This window comes from Christiangramia lutea, assembly GCF_022489035.1.
Lineage (GTDB): Bacteria > Bacteroidota > Bacteroidia > Flavobacteriales > Flavobacteriaceae > Christiangramia > Christiangramia lutea.
Map to the genome: position 1 here is coordinate 612,206 of NZ_JAKVTV010000001.1, position 25,677 is coordinate 637,882.

The following is a 25,677-nucleotide window of genomic DNA, read 5'->3' on the forward strand; positions in this document are numbered from 1 at the left end:
AAGAACATCAACACTTAACTGATTGAAATTTAATCATTTATATTGTTTTTTATTGATTTCGACCATAATTTTAAAAATTAGCAGAAGTCTTTTTATAAGAATTGTAATACTCTTAACTATTGTGAAGTCAAAATAATTACCGGAAATTATAATTTTGGTTAAGTCCTAATCTCATGGAAAAAAAAGACTATAAAATTCATATCATAGGCGCCGGACTAAGCGGATTGATCGCAGCCAGGGTGCTTGAGAATCATGGCTATTATCCGGAGATCTATGAAGCTGCCGGTGAACCCGGTGGGAGAATTAGAACTGATATTATAGATGGATATAAACTGGATCGTGGTTTCCAGGTTCTATTAAGTAAATATCCCAAAGCGAAACAATACCTAGATTATGAAGGTCTCGACCTAAAAAGCCTGAAACCGGGAGCGGTTATTTTCAACAATGGCAAGAAAACGAAAATTGGGGATCCAACCAGGGACACATCCATGCTGTTTTCCAGTATACTTTCAGGAATTGGGAACTTATCTGATAAATGGAAAATTCTAAGATTAAACCTGGAATTACGAAAATTAGATCCTGAAGATATCTTCAGCGAGAAAGAAACGACAACCTTAGAGTACCTGGAAAAGCAGGGTTTTTCCAAAGATATTATTCACAATCTCTTCCAACCCTTCTTTAGCGGAATATTCCTGGAACCAGACCTAAGAACCTCTTCAAGGATGTTCAGGTTCGTTTTCAAAATGTTCGGTGAAGGTGAAGCAGTAATACCTGCACAGGGAATTGGTGAGATTACAAAACAACTCGAAGATCAACTGGAACACACAAAGATTCATTTCAATTGTCCCGTGGAACAGGTAACAGATTCTAAACTAATTTTGAAAAACGGCAGGGAAATAAATAGCCATTTCAGCATTATAGCTACCGAAGCTTCTTCCCTGGTGTCCAATCTAAGAAATCAGGGGATTGACTGGAAGAGCTGCCATTGCTTTTACTTTACTGCAAAAAAAGCTGAAATTAAAGATAGAATTATTGGCCTTATCGCTGATGAAGCGGCTCTTATCAATAACATATTCTATCATTCATCATTAGTTGATTCAGATGAAAAAGAGCATCTGCTCTCGGTAACCATCGTAAAGAATTCTGATCTAAATCCTGAACAAATGGAATTCAGGATCAGGAAAGAACTTAAAAAATATTGCAGCATCGAAGTTGATAAACTGATAAAACATTATGAGATAAAGAAGGCGCTTCCAGATATCAAACCCCTGCATTACGGGATAATGCCGACTGAAACCAGGCTAAGCAACAGGATCTTCCTGGCTGGAGATCAGCTTTTAAACGGATCACAGAATGCCGCCATGCTATCTGGTGAACGAGCTGCGCTAGGTTTGATAGAAACCCTGGAAGGCGGCGCCATTACCGCTGAAATTACCAGCGAATACCGCTAAGAATTTCAGAAGAGAATTAAATTTTTAATTCCTGATCGATTAAGGAAATTACATAATCTATCTCTTGCATTAAGGGAAGGTAATGCGCCTTTTCTGTAGAATGACAGTAAAGAATGAACAATAAAACCTCATTCTCGAATTTTATGGAATCCATCAATTCGAGATTACTAAGATTCTCATCGCTTCGAGGTAATCCAACCTCTTCACTTACCCCGGTTTGATCAAGAATGGTTCTGAGACTGTAGGCATCAGATCTAAAAATATCGATCACACTTTCTCTTTGATGTTCTAGCTCCCGCTCCTGCCTGGAAATAACTTCCAATCTCGAAAACCAATTGGTAAGCCTGCCCCTTAGTTCGTTATCTTCGATATCCTTCAAGCTTCCGGAACTAATCATTTCCGTAAGAAGAGAGTTATTCGGATTGAAGGAAATGTTAGAAGAAAAGCTTTGGTAAATTATTTCAGAAAGCTCAACATTATCCTTTTCTCCTTCCTTTGCTTTTAGTTCAATTAAACGTTTTGCTCCGCGATAGTTATTTCGGTTTACCTCGATCAATTCAGCAAGTTTAATTTTACTGGTCTGAAATTCCTCTTTTAGCCCCTTTAGATAAGCCTGTTCTTTATTTCTTAAAGAACGTTCCTGATTATAATTATTAATAGCCAGAGCAATAAGGATACCTATTACTACCAGTACGATTTCTCCAATTGCATACAGTAAATATTTGGAGAATTTATTATCCACGAATAATTTCTTTCTAATCTTTCTAAAGAACCTCATCAGAATTGAGAATTGATGTCTTAGGTAAATTAAAAAGATTATTTGATAAAAATTATTACCGCAGAATAATCTAAAAATAAGAATGCAAACTCAATTATAGATAAACTCTAGCTTCTGACCCTCTCCAAATTCCGGACTCATTTGTACTACTGAAGTAGGGTAAGAATTACTGTTGTAGGTATATTCGAGGTTTATATGGTCAGTGACCCTCCCATTGGAAAAAGTATAGCTAATGGCATTATTCATTCCGCCACGATTCAGGGGTCCATTTAATAGTCCTAATAGATTTAAAACATCCCTGGCTTCAGCATTCTTAAAAATCCCATTTTTATCATCATACTCATAGACTATCTGGTAGTCTGAAGTAACTACTTTTGTGATGTTATTATTTGAATCACGCGTATAGGTGATCAAACCAACAAATTCATCTTGTTCTTCCAAATCACCATTATAATTTGAAATTTCAATTGTGTTTTCTGAATTGTAATCCAGGATCTTTTTGCTAGCCCAATTCTCAGCATTTCTACTAACCGTGTATTCTTCAAGTCTTTTATCAGAGTTGTATTCCAGATCAAAAACCTGGAAAAGAACTCCATCACCATCAAACTGATTGATCCTGGTAAGTAGGCCGTCTGTATACATAAGGTCTACACTTCCGGCACTTAATTCCTGGGCATTGCTAAAAGAAATGTTTTTTACCTGGTTTCCGTCATAATACATGGTTTTCGATCCAAAAAAATTACCATTTTTTGTGGAAGTAACAATTTTAGAGGGTAAAGTATCAACTTCCTGTATTTCTGGATTTTCATCGGTTTCACTACAAGCTATGAAAAAGAACAGGCTTAAGATTAAATAGATGTTTTTCATAATCAAGATTTATGATATTTAAAAATTGGGTGGAGAACTTTCTACTACCTGTAACCTGATCGCTTTTTAGCCTTTAAATATATTATTGGACCAAAAAATGGGAAGAAGATTGAGATCATTGCATATAGGATTTTATGCATCCCATCTTCTCCAGACCTGATGATCTTTCGTAGAGCAACCCACAATAGTACTACATGAGCTAACAATAGAGCCGGAAAAAGAAAATATAAAAATTGCCATATAGCTAAAGCTGCTCCAATTCCTTCCGAACTAACATCATATATGATCGAAAAACTATTGTCTTGTGATTCTATTTCTTTGATAAATTCATTAGCCTGTTTAGCCGAATTTACTTCGACCCTGTATTGTGCATTTTCATCGGTCTTGATGAGGACAGAATTTTCATCTTTTACAGTAACATTTTGAACATCTGCTTCCGGCAGTATAATTTTGATAAATTCAGATCTGGAAACATTCTTGTGGTCCTTGCTGCAAGACATCAGCATCATTAAAACTGAAGCAATAAATAGTAATCTTCCAGGCATTTAGTAGTTGGCTTAGGTTAGTTGGTAAAACTGCTGTGGTAGAGTTGGATATACGGTTTAATCCTTGGTTATAAAATAAAAAAATTAAAGCTCGATGAAGGATTCTACCCGATAGTATCAATTGATCTGCTCAGATTTTACCTTAGTTTCTGTTGGTTCTCCCAACAAACCTTTTTTAAAGTCACTCCAGTCATAAATGATAACAAAAAGGAGCATGGCAGTCACTCCAAGGATAAAAAATTTGAGGTCTCTGCCGGTAATTTCAAGTTTCATATGATTCAGGTATATACTTCATTATTTAGAAAGTATAAATCTAACGGTTTGAATTAATAAAAAAAATTATGGAGCAATTTTGTTAGTTTTTTTCGACATTTCACCATACATCATTTGCTCAGTTTTTTCCCATACAAATTGTTTTGCGTATTCACCTATATAGTAGTAATATTCACCTTCGGGATTTATAATCACAAAATATCCGTAGGTGAATTCAAACGGAAAAAATAATTCCGGTATTACACCCTTTTTATCTGTGAGCCAGTCTATGCGATCGCTATAAAAGTATTTCAGATTTTGTTTTTCCAGGGATGAGATCCAAAAATGGGAAACATCATCCATCCTTTTAAGTTTTCCGGTATAATTTCTATCAAAAATATTCCAGCTGGTTCTGGTTTTATGTCTTTTCTGTTCTTCTTCCGGAACCGTGGTAAGATAGTTGATAACTAAATAATCAGAAGAATCGATTTCAACTTCCTTTAATTCGCCAAGGTATTTCTTTAAATATCTATAGCTTGAATCATTTAATTTCCCGTAAGTTTCATAATGATATAAGATCCCGAATCTGGCGGTATCATTTTCCAGGTACAAAGGAAAATTATCTCTATTATATCGCATTTTATAAAATTCCTTTCTGCTTATGGGCCTGCCTTCCTCGTTGTAAAAATGGTAAGCCTTGCTTTGCGTATATCCCAGGAAGGATATAAAGAAAAGGATAAAAAGAATTGGTAATCTCATTAAAATGATTTGGTTGTTTTTTAATAACTCGGTAGAGTTTCCGCTAATTTAAATCTTTTTCCTTGGGCAAATTATATAATTCAAAATAGAAAGTGACGATATAAAAAAGCAAACCCGTGATCATTACTTCATAACCGCTTTCCATTTCCATTTCGCCACTTCGGAATATTATTTCAGAAATAGAATCGTAGATCAAAATAACGGCCCCAAAGATCATCGCTTGTTTTAACTTTTCAAACCTGATTGTATCCAGGTTCTGAATTTGGCTTTTCTCTTTAGCAAAGGCGATAAACAAAAGAGAGATCACAATCATATCTTTGGTGATAAAGCCAACAACTTCCCGGTCATAGCTCAAATCAAGCATTTCATGATCTATCCCGAACACGAAATAACACAGCGAGGATATAAGGCCCGTAATGATCCCGATCTTTTTAAAGTAATTTGGCAGTAAGACTACTTTCATTTTCGTTATAAAACTGATTTAGACAGATCTATTCTTCTCTTTCAATGAAAACATGCAAGATAGAATTTTGAACTAAAGTATAAAATGTCATTTCCATCATACCAATAAATACTGAAAAGTAATGTATTCAGGACCTTTACTTAAGTTTGAACAGGAATTTGATAGATGAATTTTTTCAAAGATCTTATATCGGCTGGTATATTTGTATTTAAACTGACGAATAAATAATATTATCAAACTCCTATAGCTCTTTGATGAAGGATAAAAAGGAACCAATAAAAAGATCCAAGAAACCCTGGCCTACAAAAGATGCCATGGAGCAGGTGTACGACCAGAACTTATGGGGTGAAAATGATACTTTATTTTATTCAGGTATTGGATCTCATCATCCGGATATTATTGAGCCTTATATCACAAGAATCTCTTCCTTTTTAAGTTCATTTGAGGAACCTCCCAGGGTATGCGACCTGGGTTGTGGTGATTTTAATGTTGGGAAAGATTTAGTGAAATATACCAGTACATATATAGCTGCAGATATTGTTGAATCACTAATCGTATATAATTCTCAAAAATTCGACCTGGAAAACGTTGAATTCCGTTGCCTGGACATTGCAACCGATCCACTTCCCTCCGGAGATATTGTTATTTTAAGACAGGTTTTTCAACATCTTTCCAATGCTGAAATAAAGTCGATTTTGAAAAAATTGAATGACTTCAAATATTTAATTCTAACCGAACATATTCCACAGGAAAATTTTGAATCCAACCTGGATATCATTTCAGGACAGGGAACCAGGCTAAAGAAGAAAAGCGGTATAGATCTAACTACTGCTCCATTCAATTTTCAGTTTATAGAGAAACAAACAGTCCTTTCTTTACCAGCAAAAGATCATATGGGCATCATTGAAACCAGCATTTTTAGATTAAAATAAAACCTATTGGTACCACAAATTATTAACCTATTTTTTAAATAATTCCTGCTCCTAAGGCTAGCGATACAACGATCAATAAAATAGCCACGATGACCTGCAAAAATCTTAAGGTCACTTTTTTCAGAAGAATATTTCCAAAATAGGATCCGGCAATACCTGAAATGGTAGCGAAAAAAACAAGACTTAAATTATCGATAAGGCCAGATTTTAAAAATCCTGAGGCATACATGCTTAACCTGGTAAAATCAACAAAGGTTGAAACAAATACAGCCGTTCCAATAAAGGCCTCTTTAGAAAGTCCGGCTTTGATAAGAAAGGCACTCCGCAGTGCTCCCTGATTACCAGACAGTCCACCAAAAAAACCGCTTAAGGCCCCTCCTAAGGGTAATTTACTTTTACCAAATTGAAGTTTATTGAAATACGGGATAAGATCCATGCTTGCAAAAATGATCAGCAGGATAGATATTAAGAATTTAACCGGGTAAACTTCGAATTGGGAACCGAAGGCATGATAGGTAAACAAGGGCTGAGTACCGGTAATGTTTATTAATATCCAGGAACCAATAAAAGCTGCGATCACAGCGGGAATCCCAAACCTGATCAGGACCTCTTTGTCCGTTTTGCCCCCTACCAAACCCAGCTTATAAACGTTGTTAAAGAAATGAACTACTCCGGTTAGGGCAATGGCCAGTTCCACCGGAAAGAAAAGCATAAAAACAGGTGTAAGTATAGTACCTAATCCAAACCCGGAAAAGAAGGTTAGTATGGCCGCCAGGAAGGCCGTTATTGAAATAATTACTATTTCCATTTATACTCTTTCACAAAATTTTCCTTTGTTAACTATGTATACACTGATATCTATTGACCGTTTTTGCAGCCAGATCCTTTTCTGAAAATTAAGCTTTTACATTTTTATGGATCCTGGCATATCCTGAAACTTTCTTTTTAATCAGGGAAATTTATTATAACTTGTTCTCAGATTTGTTTTATCACACCATAAAAACAGCTCTATTCCAGCAAATAAAAGGTCCCTACCGTGCACTCTGTTATTTAAAAATTATGATATGAAGATTTTCAGATCAACACTTTTACTATGCTCTTTTTTTATAAGTTTTAGCTTTTTCGGCCAGGCCAATGATTCTATACCAAACCTGAAGAGCAAAACATTTAGTTTATACAATACCAGTTCCAGATCCATGGATCAGCCGGTAACTTTGAAAAAGCTGGATATTGAGCCGGAAACACCTACGCTCGTACTTTATAACAACTCCACAAATCTATATGATATTTATTTCAACGTAAATGATGCATATAGCTATGGTGGTTCAAATACGATATTCGAAACCAATTCTAATTTCTTTACCACCCTGTTCCTGGGAAATGATTCTTTCACAGAAAGCAATACACTTTTACCCAACACATCTTTATTATTAGACCAGGACGTTAGGTATATAGCTCGGGATTCCTTTAACCCGAATGGCGCTTCCAATTTTTATGAAGCTGTACTAGGTGGAGTTTTAGGGCTATTATTTGATTAATTTTTATCAACTCTCAAGGTAAGCTGTTCAATTTCTCTATCTATATCTTCCAGGTATATCTTATCCATTGGATGGTTGTAGGGATCAAACATTTTTCTTCCTTTCAAATATAGCTTTCTGGCATTTTCTAAACTTATTCTACTTTCTGCCGTTTTACCCAATTTCTGTTGAGACAAAGCTAAATAATACTGATTTTCGGCTAAATCGTTATAGCCGGATTGCTTCTCAAATACTTCTATTGCTTTTTCAATTTCTCCTGTTTCTAAATAGAGAACTCCAAGATGCACATAATCATAAGCGCCAATGAAATCTTCTTCTTCATTAAGCTTTATCTGTTTTTCTATAATATCTATAGCCTTGTCTCTTTCACCAATTGCCTTGTAACATAAACCTTTAGCAATGTTTAAATGATACATGCCATTTTGAGATTGCCCAATATCATAATCAACTAACCGATCTAACTCTTCAATATCTTCTATCGCACCTTTATAATCCCTGAAAAACTGATAGCGACACCATCCTCTGTAACCTAATCTATCTTCCGGATTATACTTAACGGCTTTATCTATAAGTTTTTTCCAGGTTATAAAATCTCCACTTTTCAAATAGGCGATAGATTTTGCCCAGTAAGGATAATCGTAGGTAGGGTCGATCTCTATAGCTTCATCTAATTTTACCTGATATTCCTTACTAAACTGGTAATGACCTTTTGTCTCCATCGCCTTTTTACAAGATTCGTATTTCAACATTTCACCACGCATTTTAAAGGCCTCGCAATTTGGTTGCGCATTTATTCCGAAAAAGGAAAGTAAAAGAAAAAGGAGGATAAACTTTTTCATCAAGGTAAAATTTCTATGATTTTTCCATCTTTAATTTTGAAGATGAGATACATGTAGTAGTTAATGGGAAACTCATCTCTTTTTAAAACCTTCCACTTTTCAATTTCACTGGTGATTTTCAAAAGTTGGGAGACTATTTTTTTATCAAATTCCTTCTTAAGGTAGTTTTCGTCTGACTGTAAGACTCTATATCTTCCTGCTTCTCCCTCGCAGTTTACCACAAATCGAATCCTGATTAATCCGTTTTCATTTTTTCCGGTAACCGGTTGATATTTTGATTCAAAAAGATCTATAATTTTCGATTTTTCTCCGCTGTACACCGGTCCTTCTCCAAAATTAAAATATTGCAGAATTTTTTCGTCTCCGTTACAAATTTTGAAGTCAGGTTCATCAATTTCATCATTCTGTTCTATATCGCCTACCCAGCGTAAATATTCCTCTTCACGGCCGGTTCCTTCTTTACAACTCCAAATTATAAGACATAGTAATATGATGATTGAAAAGGATCTTCTCATTGGATTTTTATAGATTCTTAATTGAGAAACCCAAATCGTAAATTGGCTATAAAGCTTCCCTGGTCATCGGTAAATTCCCTTTCAACATAGAAGCTATCATTGTCTTTAATAGAGTTACTGGTTAACGCAATAACAATATTTCCATTTTCATCCAGGTAATTTAGAATGATCAGGTTTGAATCCCGGTTATATTCCCAATTACCAGTTTTTACACTAATTCCGCAATCCAATCCAGTATCATCATCTTCCCTTTCCATGATAATTTCTCTAAAACTGCCATCTGGATTCAATGCTAATTCGATAGTGAAACAAGAAGAATCCTCTGTTATATCGGTTGAAGTATTCCCGTCAAGATCGTAATCTATTTCTCTATCGGTTTCTGCTGAAACCACGATCCAGTCTCCGTAAAAACCTGCTTCCTGCAAGTCAACTGAATCATCTGTAGCACAGCCAAAAAGGAGGAAACAAAAACCTACATAAAAAATGTTCTTTATCATCATAGTTTATTATTAGTCTTAAATGCGAATGAAGCTCCGGTTATTTGATCAAGTTAATTATTTTATTACTAACGCTTCCGGCTATTAGCGTTGAAACGTTGTTCGGTATATTTTATTTTCCAATGGTTTAATTTACTATACATTATTTTAGAATAAGTTATAACCAACTATAACTGAAAAAGAAGAATAATCCGATTCCCAGAAAACATAATCTCCCATGATATCCTTTCCGAAATGATATCGCACCTCAGCACTAAATTTATCCAGAAGATTATATCCTAAGCCAATATCTATATTCCTGGTTGAGCTTATCTTTAAAGATTTTAAATCAGAACCATCGGCCCGGGTAAATTCAATTTCGGTATCTTCAGGAAAGCTCCAGACATATTGAATATTGGCGAAAAGTTTAGATTTCTCACTTAAAAAGAGATAGTGACGTATTCCAAGAGGGATTTCGATAGCACTATAATCTATTTTGGTTCTAAGTATTCCCCCATAAACATTATCTACTTCAATCTCATCCTCCGAATTGAAATATTGATAATTTGGTTCAAGGATAATACTCCATTTATCATTATTAAAAGGCATAATGTATTCCAATTCAACCCCTAATCGAAAATTAACCTGACTACCGTAATCATATGCTTCATGATCTCTGCTATTAGCTATTTTTATTTCCTGCATCTGTAAGCCCGGTCTAATACTTAGATTGAAGGCGTCTCTCTCTTTATTCGATTCGAATAAGGTATACTCAGAGTCTGTGCATTCATTATATTCTACGAAAAATGCTACCAGATCCTTTTTCTCATAATCCAGGCCTGCGACTTTATCAGAATTCAGGGAACCACAATTCAGGTCATTATATAACTGTCTTTTAAAGCTACTATTGCGAGCTATTTTATCATTCCTTTTAAATCGCTTATAAATAAGTTGTTTTACCCCTTGATCGCCTATAGCATAAAAATACCTAATTAGGTTTTCCCCTTTGTATAAATAAAGGGAAGCCTCACCCTTAACAAGTGCTTTAAGAAATAAAGTATCCTCTCTAAATTCAGGACCTTTTTCGTTGCTTAAGGACTGTAAAAAATCACTGGAAATATCAATACTAACCCTGTGGCGTTCAAACCTAGTACCATCATAAATACCAAATTCCTTAGTTTCAATACCAGCATTTTTAACTTCAGAATCTGATGATAATTTATAACTAAATCCGTCCGGATTATTTCGCCAGTCTAGGTTTTTTATTAAACAATCTACTTTCTCGCCAGTTTCAGTGATGAAATATCCGCTTTCAAAATCTGACTGTGAATAGGTATTTAAGAAAATAAATGCAAATACCAGGTTTAAGGTTTTTTTCATTTGGGAGAGTTTGACCGTCAAATCTAAGTATTTACACCTAAAAAATAACGTTTAGATATAAAATAAATGAAGTTGAAATAAACATTGATAATCAATATTGACTATAAAGTAATTATTTTAATTATGCGACATAAGCCTGAAACTGTCGAAAATAAATCCATATAGGCTCTTATAAAATTTCTGACCTTTACATACTACAGTTACCATCTGTAAGTTCCTGCCTGGATGGGTTAAAAGCATTATCCTTGATATCAAGGTCAATACTACTCAATCCTGCTATGTTCTCAAGACCACATAAATTCGCGAGAGATGCATTGTTCCAGATCAAGACCTTTTCACCCTCTTTTATTTGCTCTACATTGGAAATCCCGTCCAGGTTTGTAAGTTTCGCATTATCTGCAATTGAAATTTGCCCATCGGCATATTTAACGTTACTCAAACCATCTACATTCTTAAGCTTAGAGTTATCTATAATTATAATACCACCCATATTAGCTGGCAGGTTCTTAAATCCGTCAAGGTTTTCCAGTTCAGGATTAGACCATAATATGATACTACTGCCTGGTGAAAAATCCTTTAAGTTTTCTAGACCATTTACATCCTTTATCCCTGTTCCCTCTATCCAGATACCTCCATTAATTTGAGTTATTTCTTCAAAGCCTTCTATATTTTGAATATTCTCAGTTCGTAATCCCAAACTACCGTAAATGGCAGTGTAATTTAATGCCGCGAAAGAATCTACCTCTTTTTGTGTCTTAAAACTAACACTTCCATAATAAGGTTTTATACCAGATTCATCATCTCCTGAACAGGAAAACAGAAAGTTACAGAATAAGACTACAGTCAAGATTCGGAAAATTGGTTTAAACATGGATGAAAAGTAATTTTAAAATGCTACCTACCCGTAAGAGGCATGAAATAGAATTGTTGCTGATTGTTTCTTTATTGGTGAAGCAATTTAAAAATAAAATCAGACAAATCCCTTGCTATCAGGCCAATCCCGCAGCTACTCCCTCAATAGAAACCTGTAATCATTTCATTCAAAGATGATTATAGAAGTGAAAACGGAATGGGATTTTTAAAATTAAACAACTAACGTTCATGAATAAAAATAAGATTTTGAAACGCCACTTATTTATAAGGATCCATAAAAGCTTGAAGTAGTTCGGCAGAAATTTCAGGATTTGCACCTTCTTTTCCAGCTACCAAAGCTCCAATTGCACAGGCAGTATCTAATGCCCTTTGAGGTTCTTCTCCCAATAGAAGTTTTGCCAGTAGTGTTCCTAAAAATGAATCACCTGCTCCTACTGTATCCTTTACCTTCACTTTATAACCAGAATTGTAATACAACTTCTTATCATGCATCAAAACGGCACCATGTGGCCCCTTGGTTACGCAAATGGTATTCGCGTTAGATTTTACGGCCATAAATAGCAGGTTCTGCTCCAGGCTGTGGTACTTTGAACCCATTATTCCAGCAATTTCAAAAAGCTCATCGTCATTGAATTTGATAAATTCAGCATGCTGCATGAGTTCCATTAAATGCTCTTCCGAATAATGCGGTGGACGCAGGTTAAAATCCAGAACACGGTAACTGGCTTTCGGTATAAGTTCAAATAAGGTTTTCCTGCTTACCTCATCCCTGCAAACCAGGCTTCCGAAGATAAAAGCATCCGCCTCCTTAACTGAACGAGCCATGGTTTCGGTAAATTCTATTTTATCCCAGCCAGCAGGATATTTGATCTCGTAAGTTGCAGAACCACTGGAAGTGAGTTTCACCTGTACCACACCAGTTGAATTCACCTCATCTTTAATAATATTTGCAGTTCTAATATTGCGGGAATTAAGGTACTCCAGAAGTTTTTCTCCTTTTTCATCGGTTCCTACCCTGCTTATCATTTCGGTTTCCACACCCATACTGCTTAGCCTGCTGGCTACATTCAGGGGTGCGCCGCCAATACGTTCCATATCCGGAAACACATCATACAGGATCTCTCCAAAACAAACAGCCTTAACCTTTTTTGCCATAATTCTATTTTTCCATGATCTTGAACATTCCCGGCCTCGTTTCAGCCCGCTCCATATAATCGAACCGGGTGTAAAAATCTTTTACTCCTTCGGCAGCCATAAGACCTACGAATGAATTCTGATGTGAATTTTCCTTAAGCCATGATTCCAGCTCCATCATGACCATGTCGCCTAAACCCGTCTTCTGAAATTCAGGCAGTACGATCACATCCTGTATATAAAAATAGATAGCCCCGTCTCCCACGATCCTTCCGGCAGCGGCTATTTTTCCACCTACGGTAAAGCAGACCGAAAACAGTGAACCCTGCATTCCTTTTTCCACGGTATCATCGTTCAAAGACTCCCATCCTGTAGACGCCCGTAATAATTGATATTCCGGAACGGTCATATTACGATGCTCTATTTTTATATTCATAATTCTCGAATAAATGAAAATTCAAGATAGAAATAATCACTCTTTTACGAACCTCTTATCTTCCCAATAATTTCCTAAAGATCCAGTATTCATTAAGATTTAAACATTCATGTATTGCCGCTACATATTTCCTTCTTCAGTTCTGGCAGGAAAATTCAGTTCAAAAGCTTCAAAATCCTTTACCGTAAAAGACTGATTAGCCGTTGTAAATGAAAACTCTGTCCAGGGCTGATTTGGAAAGAAGATCTCGGTCATCACGGTTTTACCATTATCGAAGAACATTTCGATGGAAGTTTTATCGATTATAAGTATGACCTCAAGCTCATTGCCGGCAGATATTCTTGGAGCGGTAGATCGTTCTGTAGCAAAATTCTCTGAAAAATTTGTTTGCCCGGAATGAGATCTATCCACCACAAATTCTTTTTGAGCATGATCGTAAGATACAATGAACTCCTCCCCGGCCTCATTGCTTAGCCTGAAATTGTATGCCGTTTCCTTAAGATCTGGAATACTGAATCTGATCTCGGCTTTAGCCAGGTCTACCTCTGAAGAGTTCAGGACAACCTTATTATTATTTACTTCTATATTATTTTTGGCAATTCCAGGCCCACGGTATTTCTTCAATTCCTCCACAGGCAAGGAGGTAACCAGGTAACGGTCATCTTCCTTTATAAGTTTCAATTCACGGGCAACGGTCATAGCGCTTCTCCAGGTTTCTGTAGGAACTTTTTCCGCATACATCCAGTTAGACATCCAGCCTATAAATAGTTTCCTGCCGTCATCATCGGGAATATTAGACCAGGTAACCCCGGCATAATTATCCCTTCCAAAGTCTATCCAGAAATCATGTTTTTCCCCCAGGGCTTCCATATTCTTTTCCGGCGTAAAGGTTTTACCATCAAAATCACCTACAAAATACTGGGTCCCCGAACCACCATTATATCCGCCCGGGTTAAGGTTTTGTATCAATACCCATTTAGTTTCATCACTGCCTTCAACCTGCATCTGGAAAATATCAGGGCATTCCCATACTCCGTCATGAGCGCCGGTGTTCTCACCAAATTCAGAAAGTTTTTCCCAGTTCTTCAGATCCTGTGATGAATAGAAAAATGTTTCTCCTGTGGTGGCCAAACCCATCAGCCATTGTTTATGAACATCATCCCAGGTTACTTTAGGATCCCTGAAATCTGTTAATCCCGGATTTGAAATTACGGGGTTACCTTCATATTTGGTCCAGGTCATCCCTTCATCCAGACTGTAAGCTATTGCCTGGGTTTGATGATCTTTACCTTCTTCCGCGGCTTTCGCGTCGTGATAGGTATATATTGCCACGACCGGAGTTTTGCCATCCTCACCAAAACCTGAGGTGTTATTCTTGTCCACTACCGCACTCCCTGAAAATATATAACCCTTCTCATCTGGATACAGTGCGATCTCTTGTTCCTCCCAGGTGATCATATCCTTGCTGGTAGCATGGCCCCAGTGCATGGGCCCCCAGACATTATCATCTGGATAATATTGAAAGTATAAATGATAGATGCCATTTAGGTAAAACATCCCATTAGGATCATTCATCCAGTTCTTTTGCGGGGTAAAATGAAAATTAGGTCTGAAATCTTCATCCTGCTGTACTTCCATCTCCACAATATCCTCAGATTCTTCTTTTTTAGGATCATTCTTACAGGAGGTTAATATTAAAATCGCCATAACGGCTAAAACGGTCAAGTTTCTCATATTATAATTGTTTTATTTGGTAGAAGACATTTCAAGGCTCAATTCTTCCAGCGATTTCCCTTTGGTTTCCGGCATCATAAAGATCACAAATAGCAATTGTAAAAACATCATAAAGGCGAAGAACGCGAAAACATAACCGGGTCCTATGTTCGTAAATAAATACGGAATGGTTGAAGGGATAATTGCAGCAAGCACCCAATGAGTAGATGATCCAAAAGCCTGCCCCGAAGCACGTAATCGATTCGGGAAAATTTCAGAAATAAATACCCAGATCACCGCACCCTGGCCTATGGCATGAGAGGCAATAAACAGGAACAGGAAAATAGGAACCGACATGCCACCCCAGTTCAGAAAAAAGGCTGCTGCTACCAGGGAAAGTGAAATTATATATCCGATGGATCCAAAAAGCATCAATTGCTTCCTTCCCAGTTTATCTATCAGGAATACTCCTAATAAGGTAAAAAGGAGATTCACCACTCCAATTCCAATACTACTGAGGAAAGCCGTACTCTGCCCCAAACCAGCAGATTCAAAGATCCTTGGAGCATAATACAGAAATGCATTTATCCCGGAAACCTGGTTAAAAAATGCAATCAAAAATGCCAGAATCAATGGGAAACGATATTTTTTCATAAAGATATTCTCCCCGGTAAGTTCATTTTGATCCAGGTCTTTGATTTCCTGAAGTTTCATTTTAATGTCCATATCTGGATGGATCACCGCCAGAACTTTTTCAGCCTCCTGGAACCTGCCCTTCGATACCAGCCACCGCGGACTTCTTGGAATCATAAAAACAAAAATGATATACAGGAAAGCCGGAATGGCTTCTACACCTACCATCCATCGCCAGGGCTCATCACCGGTATTTCGAAGAAGATAGTTTGATAAAAATGCGATAAGAATACCTAAAACGATATTGAACTGGTACAGCGATACCAGTTTCCCTCTTTGATCTGCCGGAGCGATCTCAGAAACAAAAGCCGGTGCCGCAATGGTAGAAGCTCCAACCCCCAGTCCGCCTAAAAATCTGAAAACAGCGAAACTAATGGGATCATCAACCAGGGCAGAACCTAAAGCCGAGACAAAGTAAAGGATTCCGATAATTAACAATGTGTTCTTTCTTCCAAACCTATTGGTTGGAATCCCACCGAAGATCGCACCTACCACGGTTCCCCAAAGAGCCATAGCCATAACTACCGAGCCGTGAAAAGCATCAGAGGTATTCCATAATTCCTGCAGTTGCTTATCTGCTCCTGAAATGACTACCGTGTCAAAACCAAATAAAAAACCGGCTAAGGCGGCGCTAATAGACCAGATAAGGATTTTATTCATAGAAACTAATTTAAATCTTATAAAATAGTGATATAAAGGTCTATTCTTATCAATTTACAGGAATTTCAACCTGATCGTTAAAGAAGCCTCGGAAAATTTAAAGATTTTTTAAAAATTTATCTCGATTTTATTATAAAAATCAATTTTTATTTCACAACACCTTAGGATTAATAACCAATAAATAGCTTTATATTATAATCCACTTATTTTCATTCGATTAACCATCGAAATCTAAAACTTCTGAGACAAACAAAGCATATACTTATTATTCCCTTGATGAATGAAGAGACTTTTACTATTTATGCTTTTTCTGGTTCCGGTTTGTGGATTCTCCCAACCCTGGCTAACCCGGGAAGATACTTACTGGTTCGCCGGCACTGGGGTAGATCTTAGGAACGCTACCATAGGAGGAACGGTGAACGATGTAGCTTACGATGGCACTTTTAGCCTGGGCTATCGAAATGCCGGCTTTAGTCTCATCGCCTATTACGAAACATTTACAGCGATAAGATATGCTTCCCTGGGAGTAAATCCTGGGTTTGTGGTTAGGCCGGGCAAGAAACTGATCCCTGTTGCCGATATTTCACTTTCTCTTATTAGCCGTCCGTGGAAAGTCTATCCCTCTCTAGCCTTTAATGCCAGGGCTGAATATCATTTCGATCGTTTTTTCATTTACTTAAGAGGTGAAAATCGCTGGCGTACAGATTACGACTTTTACCAGTTTTCGGTTTATGGCGGGATAAGTTTTAAGTTCGGTTTTAAAGAATAAAATCATTCTTATTCCCGGTATATTTCCTTTGTAATAAATTTAACTACAACCTGTTGATTTTTGTATAATTTTGGTGCCGATCCAACCAATTTACTATGGAAATTTTTTTACAGCCCGATACCTGGGTAGCCCTGCTAACCCTTACCTTTCTGGAAATAGTTCTGGGGATAGATAATATAATTTTTATTTCGCTGGTAGCAGGAAAAGTATCAGAAGAAAATCAGAAAAAAGCAAGGCTGGGAGGATTATCCTTAGCACTGATAATGAGAATTCTTCTTCTATTAAGCATCACCTGGATTATAGGCTTAAAAGAACCAATTGTAACTTTGATTGGATTTGAATTAAGCTGGCGTGACATCATTCTTATCGCCGGAGGAATCTTTTTATTGGTAAAGAGTACGCTGGAGATCCATCATAAAGTAGAAGGTCAGGAAGGCAATCCTGAAAATGGTAAAAAATCTAAAACAATGAGTTTTAGTGCTGCGATTGTTCAGATCGTATTACTGGACCTGGTATTCTCCTTCGATTCTATCTTAACTGCTGTAGGTCTAACCGATGAGATCATTCTAATGATCATTGCCGTGGTAGTGGCAATTATTGTAATGATGATTTTTGCAAGACCCGTGGGAGAATTTGTGAATAAACACCCAACCATTCAGATCCTGGCCTTATCGTTTTTAATACTTATAGGCGTGATGTTGATCGTAGAGGGAGCCCATTATCATGTTCCGAAGGGATATATCTATTTCGCGGTTTTCTTCTCTCTGGCCATAGAAATGCTAAATATGAGGTACAGGAAAAAGAACTGATCACTCCAATATTTCGTAATGTATCGGTTTGAAACTCCCGCCATTACTGTCTTCAGCAGAACAGGCGGTTAGGCCTACGACGAGGTCCATTTGGGCTTTAAAGATCACATAATCTCCCGCTTTGCTTAAGGGCGGATCTACGCTTAGTTTACCATCGGGCTGAAACTGCACATTCATAAATATATTGAATGCTGTGGGAATATCATCTGGCTCAATGTCGAATTTCTTAAGGTTGGTATACAGGTTTTCAAAACAGCTGGGATGATAATCATTATTCCCATACATAATCTTAAAAGTTTCCGGACTGCAGGGAGCGAGTAGGAAATCATTTCTCCCATTCGTGTCTTCCAGTATCTCCATCATTTTATTGCTACGATTGCTCCATAGAAAATCTCCTTTGGTAATGAGTATATTTTCTTCAAAATCCAGGGTCTTCCCGCTCGAAATTTTCTCACGCTTATCCTTTGCATTGAACAAAACCATATCGCTCACCTGCTCTCCTTTTGGGTCGACTACTTTTAATCGCTGACCTTTCTGAATTTTAAAAGCAGCTCCGCTCTGTTTTTCTATAATGTTCATTCTAACGCCTCTTTATTTTATTTTGTGTTCTTTCTGAATTTCCTCACCCAGTTTTTGCTGCATGCTGTCATCAGAATTTTTGAGCTTATCCACCACAGATTCTACATCATGTCTTGGATAGGATTGGTGAAATTTCGCGATCCCTTCAACTTGGTAAGGCTCTAGCCAAAATCCTGTAATTAATGGCAAATGCTCTTTTAGCATTGGTTCAGGTATATCCTTGTAATAAAGTGGCTTTTGCTGATCTTTTTCAAAATAGGAAACCAGTGCCTCTAGAGATTCTTCCAGTTCTGACGAGGTCTGAATCTTTATTTTCGCATTTACATGAACCGCAGAATAATCCCAGGTACTTATATCCTTTTCTCTATACCATGAGGATGAGATATAAGCCTGGGGACCATGAAATATGACCAGAGCCTCAGCTCCGCCCTTTAAAAGTTCCTTTTGCTTATTATGATTGGCTATATGGGAGTACAGCTTCCAGTTTTTATTGTCGCCTTTTAAAAGCACAGGAATATGGGTCGCCATTAGTTCTTCCCCTTTTATCATGAAAGTCGCGAATGGATGCTGCTGAATAAACGGAACTATAAATTCCGGTTCGTCTTTGGTATATTTTTTTGGTCGGTACATCTTTCTTAATTACCGCTAAGAAAAGGACATTTCCAATCGTTCCCAACTTTTCTACCGCTATATTGTTTCGCTTCGCTGTTAGAACCAAAATCTTCCAGCATAGGATTTATACTGCCCTGCAAAGCCTTGTCTCTCTCCCTTATCCTATCCCTCACCATTTCGAAACTCCCCATTTCCCTGAGTTTCTCGAACTGCCAGTGCAGGTTAAAGGCAATAGCGGGATAAGGACTTTGCCTGGCTTTCCTGGAGGAACCGGGGTGCATACCAACAATATAAAATGCTTTTCCTGCAATACTAAAACTGAAATTATCATTTTCTGGATCTGAACTTACTGCATGATCCCATTCTTTGCTATCCTTCTTATGTAGTTTTTCCAGCTGTTTCCATAAAAGCTTTTCAAATTCAATCTCGGAATATTTTATGGATTCTGGAAATACGGCTAAAAAGGTCCTGAAATCATTAGATTCGAAATCGTAATTTTTAACATAGGTTTCAAGATCTTTAAGCAGGATTTCAGCAGTTTCAGCCGAACCTAAATCATGATAAGCCATAATTTCTAACTGATCCATACTAATAACGGTTTTAGCCATTATACAGGGATGGTCTTTATTCAAAATAAAATTCTTAAAATCACTTTTCAACCTGGCAGGATTAAATCCTTTCAGATTTGCCCTTCCTCTCTCTACCTTTTCTAATAACACACTCATCTGTATATCAATATTTTATGATTTTTTTGCAATTTGAATTATCTTTATTTCAATGGAACTATTTCAAGTCATATTAGCAGGAGTTTTAGGTACAGTTTTAATGACCGCCTTCAGCTATTTTCTTTCCAAGGTAAGGTCCAGACAATTCAAAGAGCCCAAACTGCTTAATATGATCTTAAGGCGATCCAGCCACGAACATATGAACCCCTCCAATAATTCTTTTATTGGCTGGGTGGTTCATTTTTCAATCGGTATTATCCTTATGACCCTTTTTTATCTTTTTCATCTCATCTTTTCTTTCCGAATATCTTTTCTTTCGATTTTTTTATATGGCATTATCACTGGTGCCATGGCTATTCTTAGCTGGCATTTAATGTTCTACATTTCGCCAAGACCTCCAGATGTGAACCTCAACGAATTCTATATTCAATTATTCATCGCACATGTTCTTTTTGCAGCAGGAGCGATCGCCTTTATAATGTGAGATCAAATTTCACTGAATTCCTATACTTCGGAAATTTGTAACTACTTATTTACATCCTGGATCAACCAGCCTTCTACTTCTTCATTCTCATCTTCAGTATGTAAAACAGAAATGTCACCCGTGGCCTCAAAAATAACTGCTCTTACCTCCTTTAGCCGAATTACATTTGCTTCCCTGAGCTTTGACCTAAGATCTTCCTCGGTCACCCTTGCCTTCTTCAGGTTTTCATGATAAATCTTTTCACCTTCCATCAACATTAATGGATTATTGTCTACAGTTTTTTTAATAACCCGGAATCGTCTTAGAATAGCCACAAAAAGCTGCAGAAAATAGACAATTGCCATTCCTACAACACCATCCCATAAACTGACACTTTTGGACAGTACGGTAGTGGCTATCATCGAGCCCAGGGCCACCGTCATTGCAAAGTCGAAACTCGACATTTTTGAAAAACTGCGTTTACCTGCAAGACGGGTGAAAATTATTGTAGCTAAATAGACCCCAATTGCAGTCAGGATTATTGCCAGCAGATCTGTTTCCTTAAAAGCGAACCATTTATCCATTTCAATAAATTTTAATTAGGCATAATAAGTTAAGACCTGGATGGAGTAAAGACTTATTCATTCGGTTTTTTGGTTGGTTAAGGCACTAAATTACAACCAGAGCTAATTAATTAAATGTTAAGCAGTCATAATCCTTTCTCAATTTTGAATTAATATTACCGATAGAGGTAACATTCAGATGAAATGAATTAATTGAATACATTTGAACATGAACAATTTTTTAAAGATAGGGCATCGAGGAGCTAAAGGCCATATGGCTGAAAATACCCTGGAAAGTATTCAGAAAGCCCTGGAAATTGGGGTAGATGCCATTGAAATAGATGTTCATAAATGCGCTAGCGGAGAACTGTGGGTGATCCATGATTTCACCCTGGATCGAACTACCGATGGAAGTGGCGAAATAGCTAAAAGACCTGCCGAGATCATCAAAAAATTAAGGATTGAGGGCAGATATAAGATCCCTTTATTAACCGAAGTCCTGGATCTTATCGAGGGAAAATGCATGATAAACATAGAGCTGAAAGGTCTTAACACGGCAGCGCCTGTATGTAAAATCGTAAAGGACAGGATCAAAGCAGGCAGCTGGAAATATTCAGATTTTATTATCTCCAGCTTTCAGAAAAATGAGTTGTTCGAGACCAGGAAACTAGACCCCGAAATTCCTATAGCGGTACTGAGTAAAGCCAGTGTTCCCGAAGCGATAGAATTAGGAAAAAAATTAAATGCGGTAGCTATTCACCCTTCGCTTGGCATCATCACCCGGGACCATACAAAATTGAGTCAGGATGCTGGTTTCAAAGTCAATGTATGGACTGTGAACGAAAGAGAAGACATCAGGCGAATGATAGATTTCGGGGTAGATGGGATTATTTCAGATTTTCCCAACAGGCTGCACAATCCACTTTTAAGCCTTAATTGCTAATCTAATTTCAAAAGACAGGAAGTTCTAACTATTTTTGCCCTCTAATATAAATCCTGAATTTGGACAATTACAACATTATAATTGTGGGCGGTGGAGCCGCTGGTTTTTTTACAGCTATTAATGCAGCGGAAAATAACCCGGAACTTAAAATTCTAATTCTCGAACGTGGAAAAGAAGTTCTTACTAAAGTTCGAGTTTCAGGGGGTGGACGTTGTAACGTCACCCATGCCGAATTCATTCCTGCCGAACTCGTTAAAAGATATCCCCGGGGAGAAAAAGAACTTCGGGGTCCTTTCCACAAATTCATGACCGGAGATACCATTGGCTGGTTCGAGGAACGCGGAATCGAATTGAAAACAGAAGAAGATGGGCGAATGTTCCCGGTTTCGGATAGCTCCCAAACTATTATTGATTGTTTTAAAAGAGAATGCAAAAGGCTGAATATCGAAATTAAGAATGGGCAAAGTCTAAAAAAATTGAGTCAGCAAAACGGAGAATGGCGAATAGAAACGAATACCGACAATTTCAGTTCTGAAAAGATCATGCTGGCAACGGGAAGCAATTCCAAAGTCTGGAATTTACTTCAGAAAATGGGACACTCAATTGTTCCGGCAGTACCATCATTGTTCACTTTCAATATAAGAGATCCAAGAATCGAGAACCTGGCCGGGATAGCTTCAGATGCCGAGGTTAAAATAATAGGCGAAAACCTGGAAAGCTCGGGACCGCTTTTAATCACACATTGGGGCATGAGCGGCCCGGCGATCTTAAAACTTTCAGCCTGGGGCGCAAGGGAATTGAACAAACTGAAATATAACTTTAAAATAAATGTGAACTGGTTGCCGGGATATTCAGAAAATGAGATCCTTGACCTATTAAAGGAAATCAAATTCGCCAATTCGAAACAACAGGTAACCAAAAGAGCTCAATTTGAACTTCCAAAAAGATTATGGCAAAGTTTAGTTTCCTCTTCCAGGATAAAAACTGAAATCAAATGGGCAGATCTCAATAAAGATCAGTTAATGAACTTATCTAAACAATTAACCTCAGCTATTTTCGCTGTTGAAGGTAAAAGCACTTTTAAGGAGGAATTTGTTACCGCCGGTGGTATTGACCTAAAAGAGGTGAATTTCAAAACCTTTGAAAGCAAATTGCATAAAAATCTATATTTCGCCGGAGAGATCTTAAATATAGATGCTATAACCGGAGGTTTTAATTTTCAGAATGCCTGGACCGGTGGATATTTGGCGGCACAAGCTATGAGTTAAGTCTCCAGATCGCGAAGTTAAAAACTAAGGCGAATAATACCCATACAGCGTATGGAATAAGTAAATAAGCTGCAGTAAGGCTTACAATTTTAAACCATTTAATTGTAAAGAGTATTACTATAAATAATAATAGAAGGTCAATTAAAGCTATAAACGGACTTTTAAGGGCGAAAAACAGAAGAAACCAGAAACCGTTCAAAAATAGTTGAAAACCAAAATGATACAGGGCCGTTTTCACCCACTTGTGATAAAAACCTTTACTCCAGACAATTCCTGCAGCAACGCCCATAAGCACATACATTAGAATCCAGATCGAACTGAAAAGGTCTTCCTCGATATGAAACCAGGGCTTTTCCAGCATAGGATACCAATCGGCCACACCTGTATGTGTAGCGACTGCCCCCATAAAACCGAAGACAAGGCAGATCGCAACTGCGAAGGAACTCCTTATGAACAATTTACTCGTCATAATCTGGCCGGTTGATTTCACTAAAATAGGAATTTATTTGAATTGTTATGGCCCGTATCAAACCGAGAAAAGTTTAACTTTGGCAAAAATTTTCGAGGATGACTCACACGGATTTTATCCCTAAACAGGAGCCTAAAAATGTAGAATTGGGTGAAGTGACCTGGCAATCACCAAGCAATATAGCCCTGGTTAAATATTGGGGAAAAAAGGAAAATCAAATTCCTGCCAACCCTTCAATCAGTTTTACCCTGGATAATTGCCGAAGCACAACTAAGCTTAGGTTTTCAAAAAAAATAAAAGGCGGTGATAATTTTGAATTCGACTTTTACTTTGAAGGTAAACCAAAGGAAGATTTTAAACCTAAGATCAAAAAATTCTTTCAACGCATAGAAAAGTATTGTCCATATTTAAAAAACTACAGTTTCGAGATCCATAGTGAGAATTCATTCCCTCACAGTAGTGGAATTGCCTCTTCGGCAAGCGGAATGAGTGCTATTGCCCTTTGTATTATGGACCTGGAAAAACAATTATTTCCGGAGATTAGTGAGGAATATTTCTCAAAAAAAGCATCTTTTCTTGCCAGATTGGGTTCTGGAAGTGCCTCCAGAAGTATTGATGGACGCCTGGTAGTTTGGGGAGAAAATGACAGCATAGAAGGGTCTTCAGATGAATACGCAGTGGAATTCCCTTATGAAGTTCATGAAACATTTAAAACATATAAGGACACGATTCTATTAGTTGATAAAGGTGAAAAGCAGGTAAGCAGTACTGTAGGTCATGGTCTTATGCATGGTCATCCTTTTGCTGAAAACAGGTTCGCACAGGCGCATGAAAACCTGGAAAGTATGATCCCGATCCTTAAATCTGGTGATACTTCCGCTTTTATAAGACTAGTGGAAAGTGAAGCACTTACTCTTCATACTATGATGATGAGCAGTAATCCATATTTTATTTTAATGAAGCCTAATACGCTGGAAATCATAAATAAGATCTGGGCATTCAGAGAGAAAAATGATATTCCAGTTTGCTTTACGCTAGACGCAGGAGCCAATGTACACGTATTATATCCCGAAAGCCAGGAATCAAAAGTTTTAGAATTCATTAATAATGAGTTAGTTGTATATTGTCAAAACGGGCAGTATATTTGCGACCAAGTTGGTGGTGGCGCAAAAAAATTGTAGTTTTAGTACGTTTATTGGCCAACATTTACCGGTTAGAACCATAGACGCTTATGAAAGGACCTCTATTTTATTCGAAAATCCTTCTCTTTGGAGAATACGGAATCATTAAGGATTCCAAAGGTTTATCTATTCCTTATAACTTTTATAATGGTGCTTTGAAATTGGATAAAAATCTAAGTGAAAAGTCCCGCAAATCCAATGAGAATTTAAGGAAGTTCGCAGCTTACCTGGAAGCACTACAGGAAAATGATCCCGGTCTTGTACAGTTCGATCTTGAAGAATTAAGGGAGGATATTTCTAAAGGCATGTATTTCGATTCCAGTATACCGCAAGGATATGGAGTAGGAAGTAGCGGTGCTTTAGTTGCTGCGATCTATGATAAGTATGCAACCGATAAAATTACCGTTCTTGAAAATCTTACCAGGGATAAGTTATTGAAATTGAAGAAAATCTTTGGAGAAATCGAATCTTTCTTCCATGGCAAATCCTCAGGACTGGATCCTCTAAATTCTTATTTAAGCATTCCAATCCTTATTAATTCAAAGGAGAACATCGAGCCTGCCGGAATTCCTTCTCAGACTGAAAATGGAACAGGCGCGGTATTTTTATTAGACAGTGGAATCACCGGTGAAACCGGGCCAATGGTGAGTATTTTCATGGAAAACATGAAGCAGGAACCATTCAGAAAAATGCTGAAAGATCAGTTTGTAAAGCAAACCGATGCCTGTGTGGATGATTTCCTAAAAGGTGATGTGAAATCATTATTCTCAAATGTTAAGAAACTATCCCATACCGTTCTGGACAATTTCAAACCAATGATCCCGGCCAAATTCCATAAGCTTTGGAAAAAAGGTATCGAGACAAACGATTATTACCTTAAACTTTGCGGTTCTGGCGGTGGTGGATATATTCTAGGATTCACCGAGGATATATATAAAGCTAGAAAAGCCCTGAAAGATTATAATTTAGAAGTAGTTTACAACTTCTAAATA

Annotated in this window: 31 protein-coding genes; 10 read left to right on the forward strand and 21 right to left on the reverse strand. The window is 37.3% G+C overall.

Translation table 11 applies throughout. From position 1 onward, the window contains the following. Nucleotides 1–173: 173 nt before the first annotated feature. Nucleotides 174–1,451, forward strand: a complete 1,278-nt coding sequence (locus ML462_RS02800; protein WP_240712207.1) for an FAD-dependent oxidoreductase — start codon at nt 174–176, stop codon at nt 1,449–1,451. A 16-nt stretch (nt 1,452–1,467) separates the two neighbouring features. On the opposite strand, the gene ML462_RS02805 is transcribed toward ML462_RS02800, so the two are convergent. The 6 genes from ML462_RS02805 to ML462_RS02830 all read right to left on the reverse strand — a co-directional run bounded on the left by ML462_RS02805 (nt 1,468) and on the right by ML462_RS02830 (nt 5,115). After that, nucleotides 1,468–2,229, reverse strand: a complete 762-nt coding sequence (locus ML462_RS02805) for a DUF6090 family protein (RefSeq protein ID WP_341481568.1) — start codon at nt 2,227–2,229, stop codon at nt 1,468–1,470. Nucleotides 2,230–2,319: 90 nt separating this feature from the next. After that, on the reverse strand, nt 2,320–3,096 hold the full coding sequence (locus ML462_RS02810; protein WP_240712208.1) for a hypothetical protein: 777 nt from the start codon (nt 3,094–3,096) through the stop codon (nt 2,320–2,322). 44 nt (nt 3,097–3,140) lie between these two features. After that, nucleotides 3,141–3,641, reverse strand: coding sequence for a PLD nuclease N-terminal domain-containing protein (locus tag ML462_RS02815; RefSeq protein WP_240712209.1), 501 nt, complete (start codon nt 3,639–3,641; stop codon nt 3,141–3,143). A 117-nt stretch (nt 3,642–3,758) separates the two neighbouring features. Further along, the gene (locus tag ML462_RS02820) at nt 3,759–3,914 is read right to left on the reverse strand and encodes a hypothetical protein (RefSeq protein ID WP_240712210.1); all 156 of its coding nucleotides are present in this window, start codon (nt 3,912–3,914) and stop codon (nt 3,759–3,761) included. A gap of 66 nt (nt 3,915–3,980) precedes the next feature. Continuing rightward, a complete protein-coding gene (locus tag ML462_RS02825) occupies nt 3,981–4,652 on the reverse strand; it encodes a hypothetical protein (protein WP_240712211.1) in 672 nt (223 codons plus the stop codon). A 43-nt stretch (nt 4,653–4,695) separates the two neighbouring features. Further along, the gene (locus ML462_RS02830) at nt 4,696–5,115 is read right to left on the reverse strand and encodes a hypothetical protein (protein ID WP_240712212.1); all 420 of its coding nucleotides are present in this window, start codon (nt 5,113–5,115) and stop codon (nt 4,696–4,698) included. Between the two features lie 254 nt (nt 5,116–5,369). Here ML462_RS02830 and ML462_RS02835 point away from each other — a divergent pair, with 254 nt between their 5' ends. Continuing rightward, a complete protein-coding gene (locus ML462_RS02835; protein ID WP_240712213.1) occupies nt 5,370–6,047 on the forward strand; it encodes a class I SAM-dependent methyltransferase in 678 nt (225 codons plus the stop codon). A 34-nt stretch (nt 6,048–6,081) separates the two neighbouring features. On the opposite strand, the gene ML462_RS02840 is transcribed toward ML462_RS02835, so the two are convergent. Beyond that, nucleotides 6,082–6,855, reverse strand: coding sequence for a sulfite exporter TauE/SafE family protein (locus tag ML462_RS02840; RefSeq protein ID WP_240712214.1), 774 nt, complete (start codon nt 6,853–6,855; stop codon nt 6,082–6,084). Nucleotides 6,856–7,111: 256 nt separating this feature from the next. Here ML462_RS02840 and ML462_RS02845 point away from each other — a divergent pair, with 256 nt between their 5' ends. After that, the gene (locus tag ML462_RS02845; RefSeq protein WP_240712215.1) at nt 7,112–7,585 is read left to right on the forward strand and encodes a hypothetical protein; all 474 of its coding nucleotides are present in this window, start codon (nt 7,112–7,114) and stop codon (nt 7,583–7,585) included. Here the strand turns inward: ML462_RS02845 and ML462_RS02850 are convergent. The 9 genes from ML462_RS02850 to ML462_RS02890 form a co-directional block, all read right to left on the reverse strand. Beyond that, entirely contained in the window at nt 7,582–8,424 is an 843-nt protein-coding gene (locus ML462_RS02850; protein ID WP_240712216.1) for a tetratricopeptide repeat protein, read from the reverse strand. The two genes, ML462_RS02845 and ML462_RS02850, sit on opposite strands and share 4 nt — an antisense overlap. Further along, nucleotides 8,424–8,939, reverse strand: coding sequence for a hypothetical protein (locus ML462_RS02855; protein ID WP_240712217.1), 516 nt, complete (start codon nt 8,937–8,939; stop codon nt 8,424–8,426). The genes ML462_RS02850 and ML462_RS02855 overlap by 1 nt, the downstream gene beginning before the upstream one ends. 17 nt (nt 8,940–8,956) lie before the next feature. Continuing rightward, entirely contained in the window at nt 8,957–9,439 is a 483-nt protein-coding gene (locus ML462_RS02860) for a hypothetical protein (RefSeq protein WP_240712218.1), read from the reverse strand. A 144-nt stretch (nt 9,440–9,583) separates the two neighbouring features. Beyond that, nucleotides 9,584–10,795 carry a PorT family protein gene (locus ML462_RS02865; RefSeq protein ID WP_240712219.1) on the reverse strand — a complete coding sequence of 404 codons (1,212 nt, stop codon included), beginning with the start codon at nt 10,793–10,795 and terminating at the stop codon, nt 9,584–9,586. A 187-nt stretch (nt 10,796–10,982) separates the two neighbouring features. Next, nucleotides 10,983–11,642: a receptor L domain-containing protein gene (locus tag ML462_RS02870; protein WP_240712220.1), complete on the reverse strand. Its 660-nt coding sequence runs from the start codon at nt 11,640–11,642 to the stop codon at nt 10,983–10,985. Between the two features lie 284 nt (nt 11,643–11,926). Beyond that, nucleotides 11,927–12,823 carry a carbohydrate kinase family protein gene (locus ML462_RS02875; protein WP_240712221.1) on the reverse strand — a complete coding sequence of 299 codons (897 nt, stop codon included), beginning with the start codon at nt 12,821–12,823 and terminating at the stop codon, nt 11,927–11,929. A 4-nt stretch (nt 12,824–12,827) separates the two neighbouring features. Continuing rightward, complete coding sequence (locus ML462_RS02880; RefSeq protein WP_240712222.1) at nt 12,828–13,238, reverse strand: GNAT family N-acetyltransferase; 411 nt, start codon at nt 13,236–13,238, stop codon at nt 12,828–12,830. 120 nt (nt 13,239–13,358) lie between these two features. Continuing rightward, entirely contained in the window at nt 13,359–14,972 is a 1,614-nt protein-coding gene (locus ML462_RS02885; RefSeq protein WP_240712223.1) for a glycoside hydrolase family 32 protein, read from the reverse strand. Nucleotides 14,973–14,984: 12 nt separating this feature from the next. Beyond that, a complete protein-coding gene (locus ML462_RS02890; RefSeq protein WP_240712224.1) occupies nt 14,985–16,304 on the reverse strand; it encodes a sugar porter family MFS transporter in 1,320 nt (439 codons plus the stop codon). A gap of 280 nt (nt 16,305–16,584) precedes the next feature. Between ML462_RS02890 and ML462_RS02895 the strand changes: the two genes are divergently transcribed. Both ML462_RS02895 and ML462_RS02900 read left to right on the forward strand, forming a co-directional pair. Beyond that, the gene (locus ML462_RS02895; protein WP_240712225.1) at nt 16,585–17,073 is read left to right on the forward strand and encodes a hypothetical protein; all 489 of its coding nucleotides are present in this window, start codon (nt 16,585–16,587) and stop codon (nt 17,071–17,073) included. 95 nt (nt 17,074–17,168) lie between these two features. Beyond that, nucleotides 17,169–17,882 carry a TerC family protein gene (locus ML462_RS02900; protein ID WP_240712226.1) on the forward strand — a complete coding sequence of 238 codons (714 nt, stop codon included), beginning with the start codon at nt 17,169–17,171 and terminating at the stop codon, nt 17,880–17,882. Here ML462_RS02900 and ML462_RS02905 read toward each other — a convergent pair whose 3' ends face one another. Genes ML462_RS02905 through gntA form a run of 3 tightly spaced genes read right to left on the reverse strand, consistent with a single transcriptional unit; the run spans nt 17,883 to nt 19,798 of the window. Then, complete coding sequence (locus ML462_RS02905) at nt 17,883–18,461, reverse strand: DUF1989 domain-containing protein (RefSeq protein WP_240712227.1); 579 nt, start codon at nt 18,459–18,461, stop codon at nt 17,883–17,885. It abuts the gene before it with no gap. A 12-nt stretch (nt 18,462–18,473) separates the two neighbouring features. After that, on the reverse strand, nt 18,474–19,091 hold the full coding sequence (locus ML462_RS02910) for an FMN-binding negative transcriptional regulator (RefSeq protein WP_240712228.1): 618 nt from the start codon (nt 19,089–19,091) through the stop codon (nt 18,474–18,476). Between the two features lie 5 nt (nt 19,092–19,096). Continuing rightward, nucleotides 19,097–19,798, reverse strand: a complete 702-nt coding sequence (gntA, locus tag ML462_RS02915) for a guanitoxin biosynthesis heme-dependent pre-guanitoxin N-hydroxylase GntA (RefSeq protein WP_240712229.1) — start codon at nt 19,796–19,798, stop codon at nt 19,097–19,099. A gap of 52 nt (nt 19,799–19,850) precedes the next feature. Here gntA and ML462_RS02920 point away from each other — a divergent pair, with 52 nt between their 5' ends. Beyond that, nucleotides 19,851–20,282, forward strand: a complete 432-nt coding sequence (locus tag ML462_RS02920) for a hypothetical protein (protein WP_240712230.1) — start codon at nt 19,851–19,853, stop codon at nt 20,280–20,282. 41 nt (nt 20,283–20,323) lie between these two features. Here the strand turns inward: ML462_RS02920 and ML462_RS02925 are convergent, their stop codons facing one another. Next, nucleotides 20,324–20,845 (reverse strand): DUF421 domain-containing protein, encoded by a 522-nt coding sequence (locus ML462_RS02925; protein ID WP_240712231.1) that lies wholly within the window; start codon nt 20,843–20,845, stop codon nt 20,324–20,326. Between the two features lie 208 nt (nt 20,846–21,053). On the opposite strand from ML462_RS02925, the gene ML462_RS02930 reads away from it, so the two are divergent. Together ML462_RS02930 and ML462_RS02935 are read left to right on the forward strand one after the other, a co-directional pair. Continuing rightward, the gene (locus tag ML462_RS02930) at nt 21,054–21,767 is read left to right on the forward strand and encodes a glycerophosphodiester phosphodiesterase (protein ID WP_240712232.1); all 714 of its coding nucleotides are present in this window, start codon (nt 21,054–21,056) and stop codon (nt 21,765–21,767) included. Between the two features lie 59 nt (nt 21,768–21,826). Then, complete coding sequence (locus ML462_RS02935) at nt 21,827–23,035, forward strand: BaiN/RdsA family NAD(P)/FAD-dependent oxidoreductase (RefSeq protein WP_240712233.1); 1,209 nt, start codon at nt 21,827–21,829, stop codon at nt 23,033–23,035. Here ML462_RS02935 and ML462_RS02940 read toward each other — a convergent pair. Beyond that, complete coding sequence (locus ML462_RS02940) at nt 23,025–23,504, reverse strand: TspO/MBR family protein (RefSeq protein WP_240712234.1); 480 nt, start codon at nt 23,502–23,504, stop codon at nt 23,025–23,027. The two genes, ML462_RS02935 and ML462_RS02940, sit on opposite strands and share 11 nt — an antisense overlap. A gap of 98 nt (nt 23,505–23,602) precedes the next feature. On the opposite strand from ML462_RS02940, the gene ML462_RS02945 reads away from it, so the two are divergent. Both ML462_RS02945 and ML462_RS02950 read left to right on the forward strand, forming a co-directional pair. Beyond that, nucleotides 23,603–24,685 carry a diphosphomevalonate decarboxylase gene (locus tag ML462_RS02945; RefSeq protein ID WP_240712235.1) on the forward strand — a complete coding sequence of 361 codons (1,083 nt, stop codon included), beginning with the start codon at nt 23,603–23,605 and terminating at the stop codon, nt 24,683–24,685. 50 nt (nt 24,686–24,735) lie between these two features. After that, nucleotides 24,736–25,674: a mevalonate kinase family protein gene (locus ML462_RS02950; protein ID WP_240712236.1), complete on the forward strand. Its 939-nt coding sequence runs from the start codon at nt 24,736–24,738 to the stop codon at nt 25,672–25,674. The last annotated feature ends 3 nt before the right edge of the window (nt 25,675–25,677 follow it).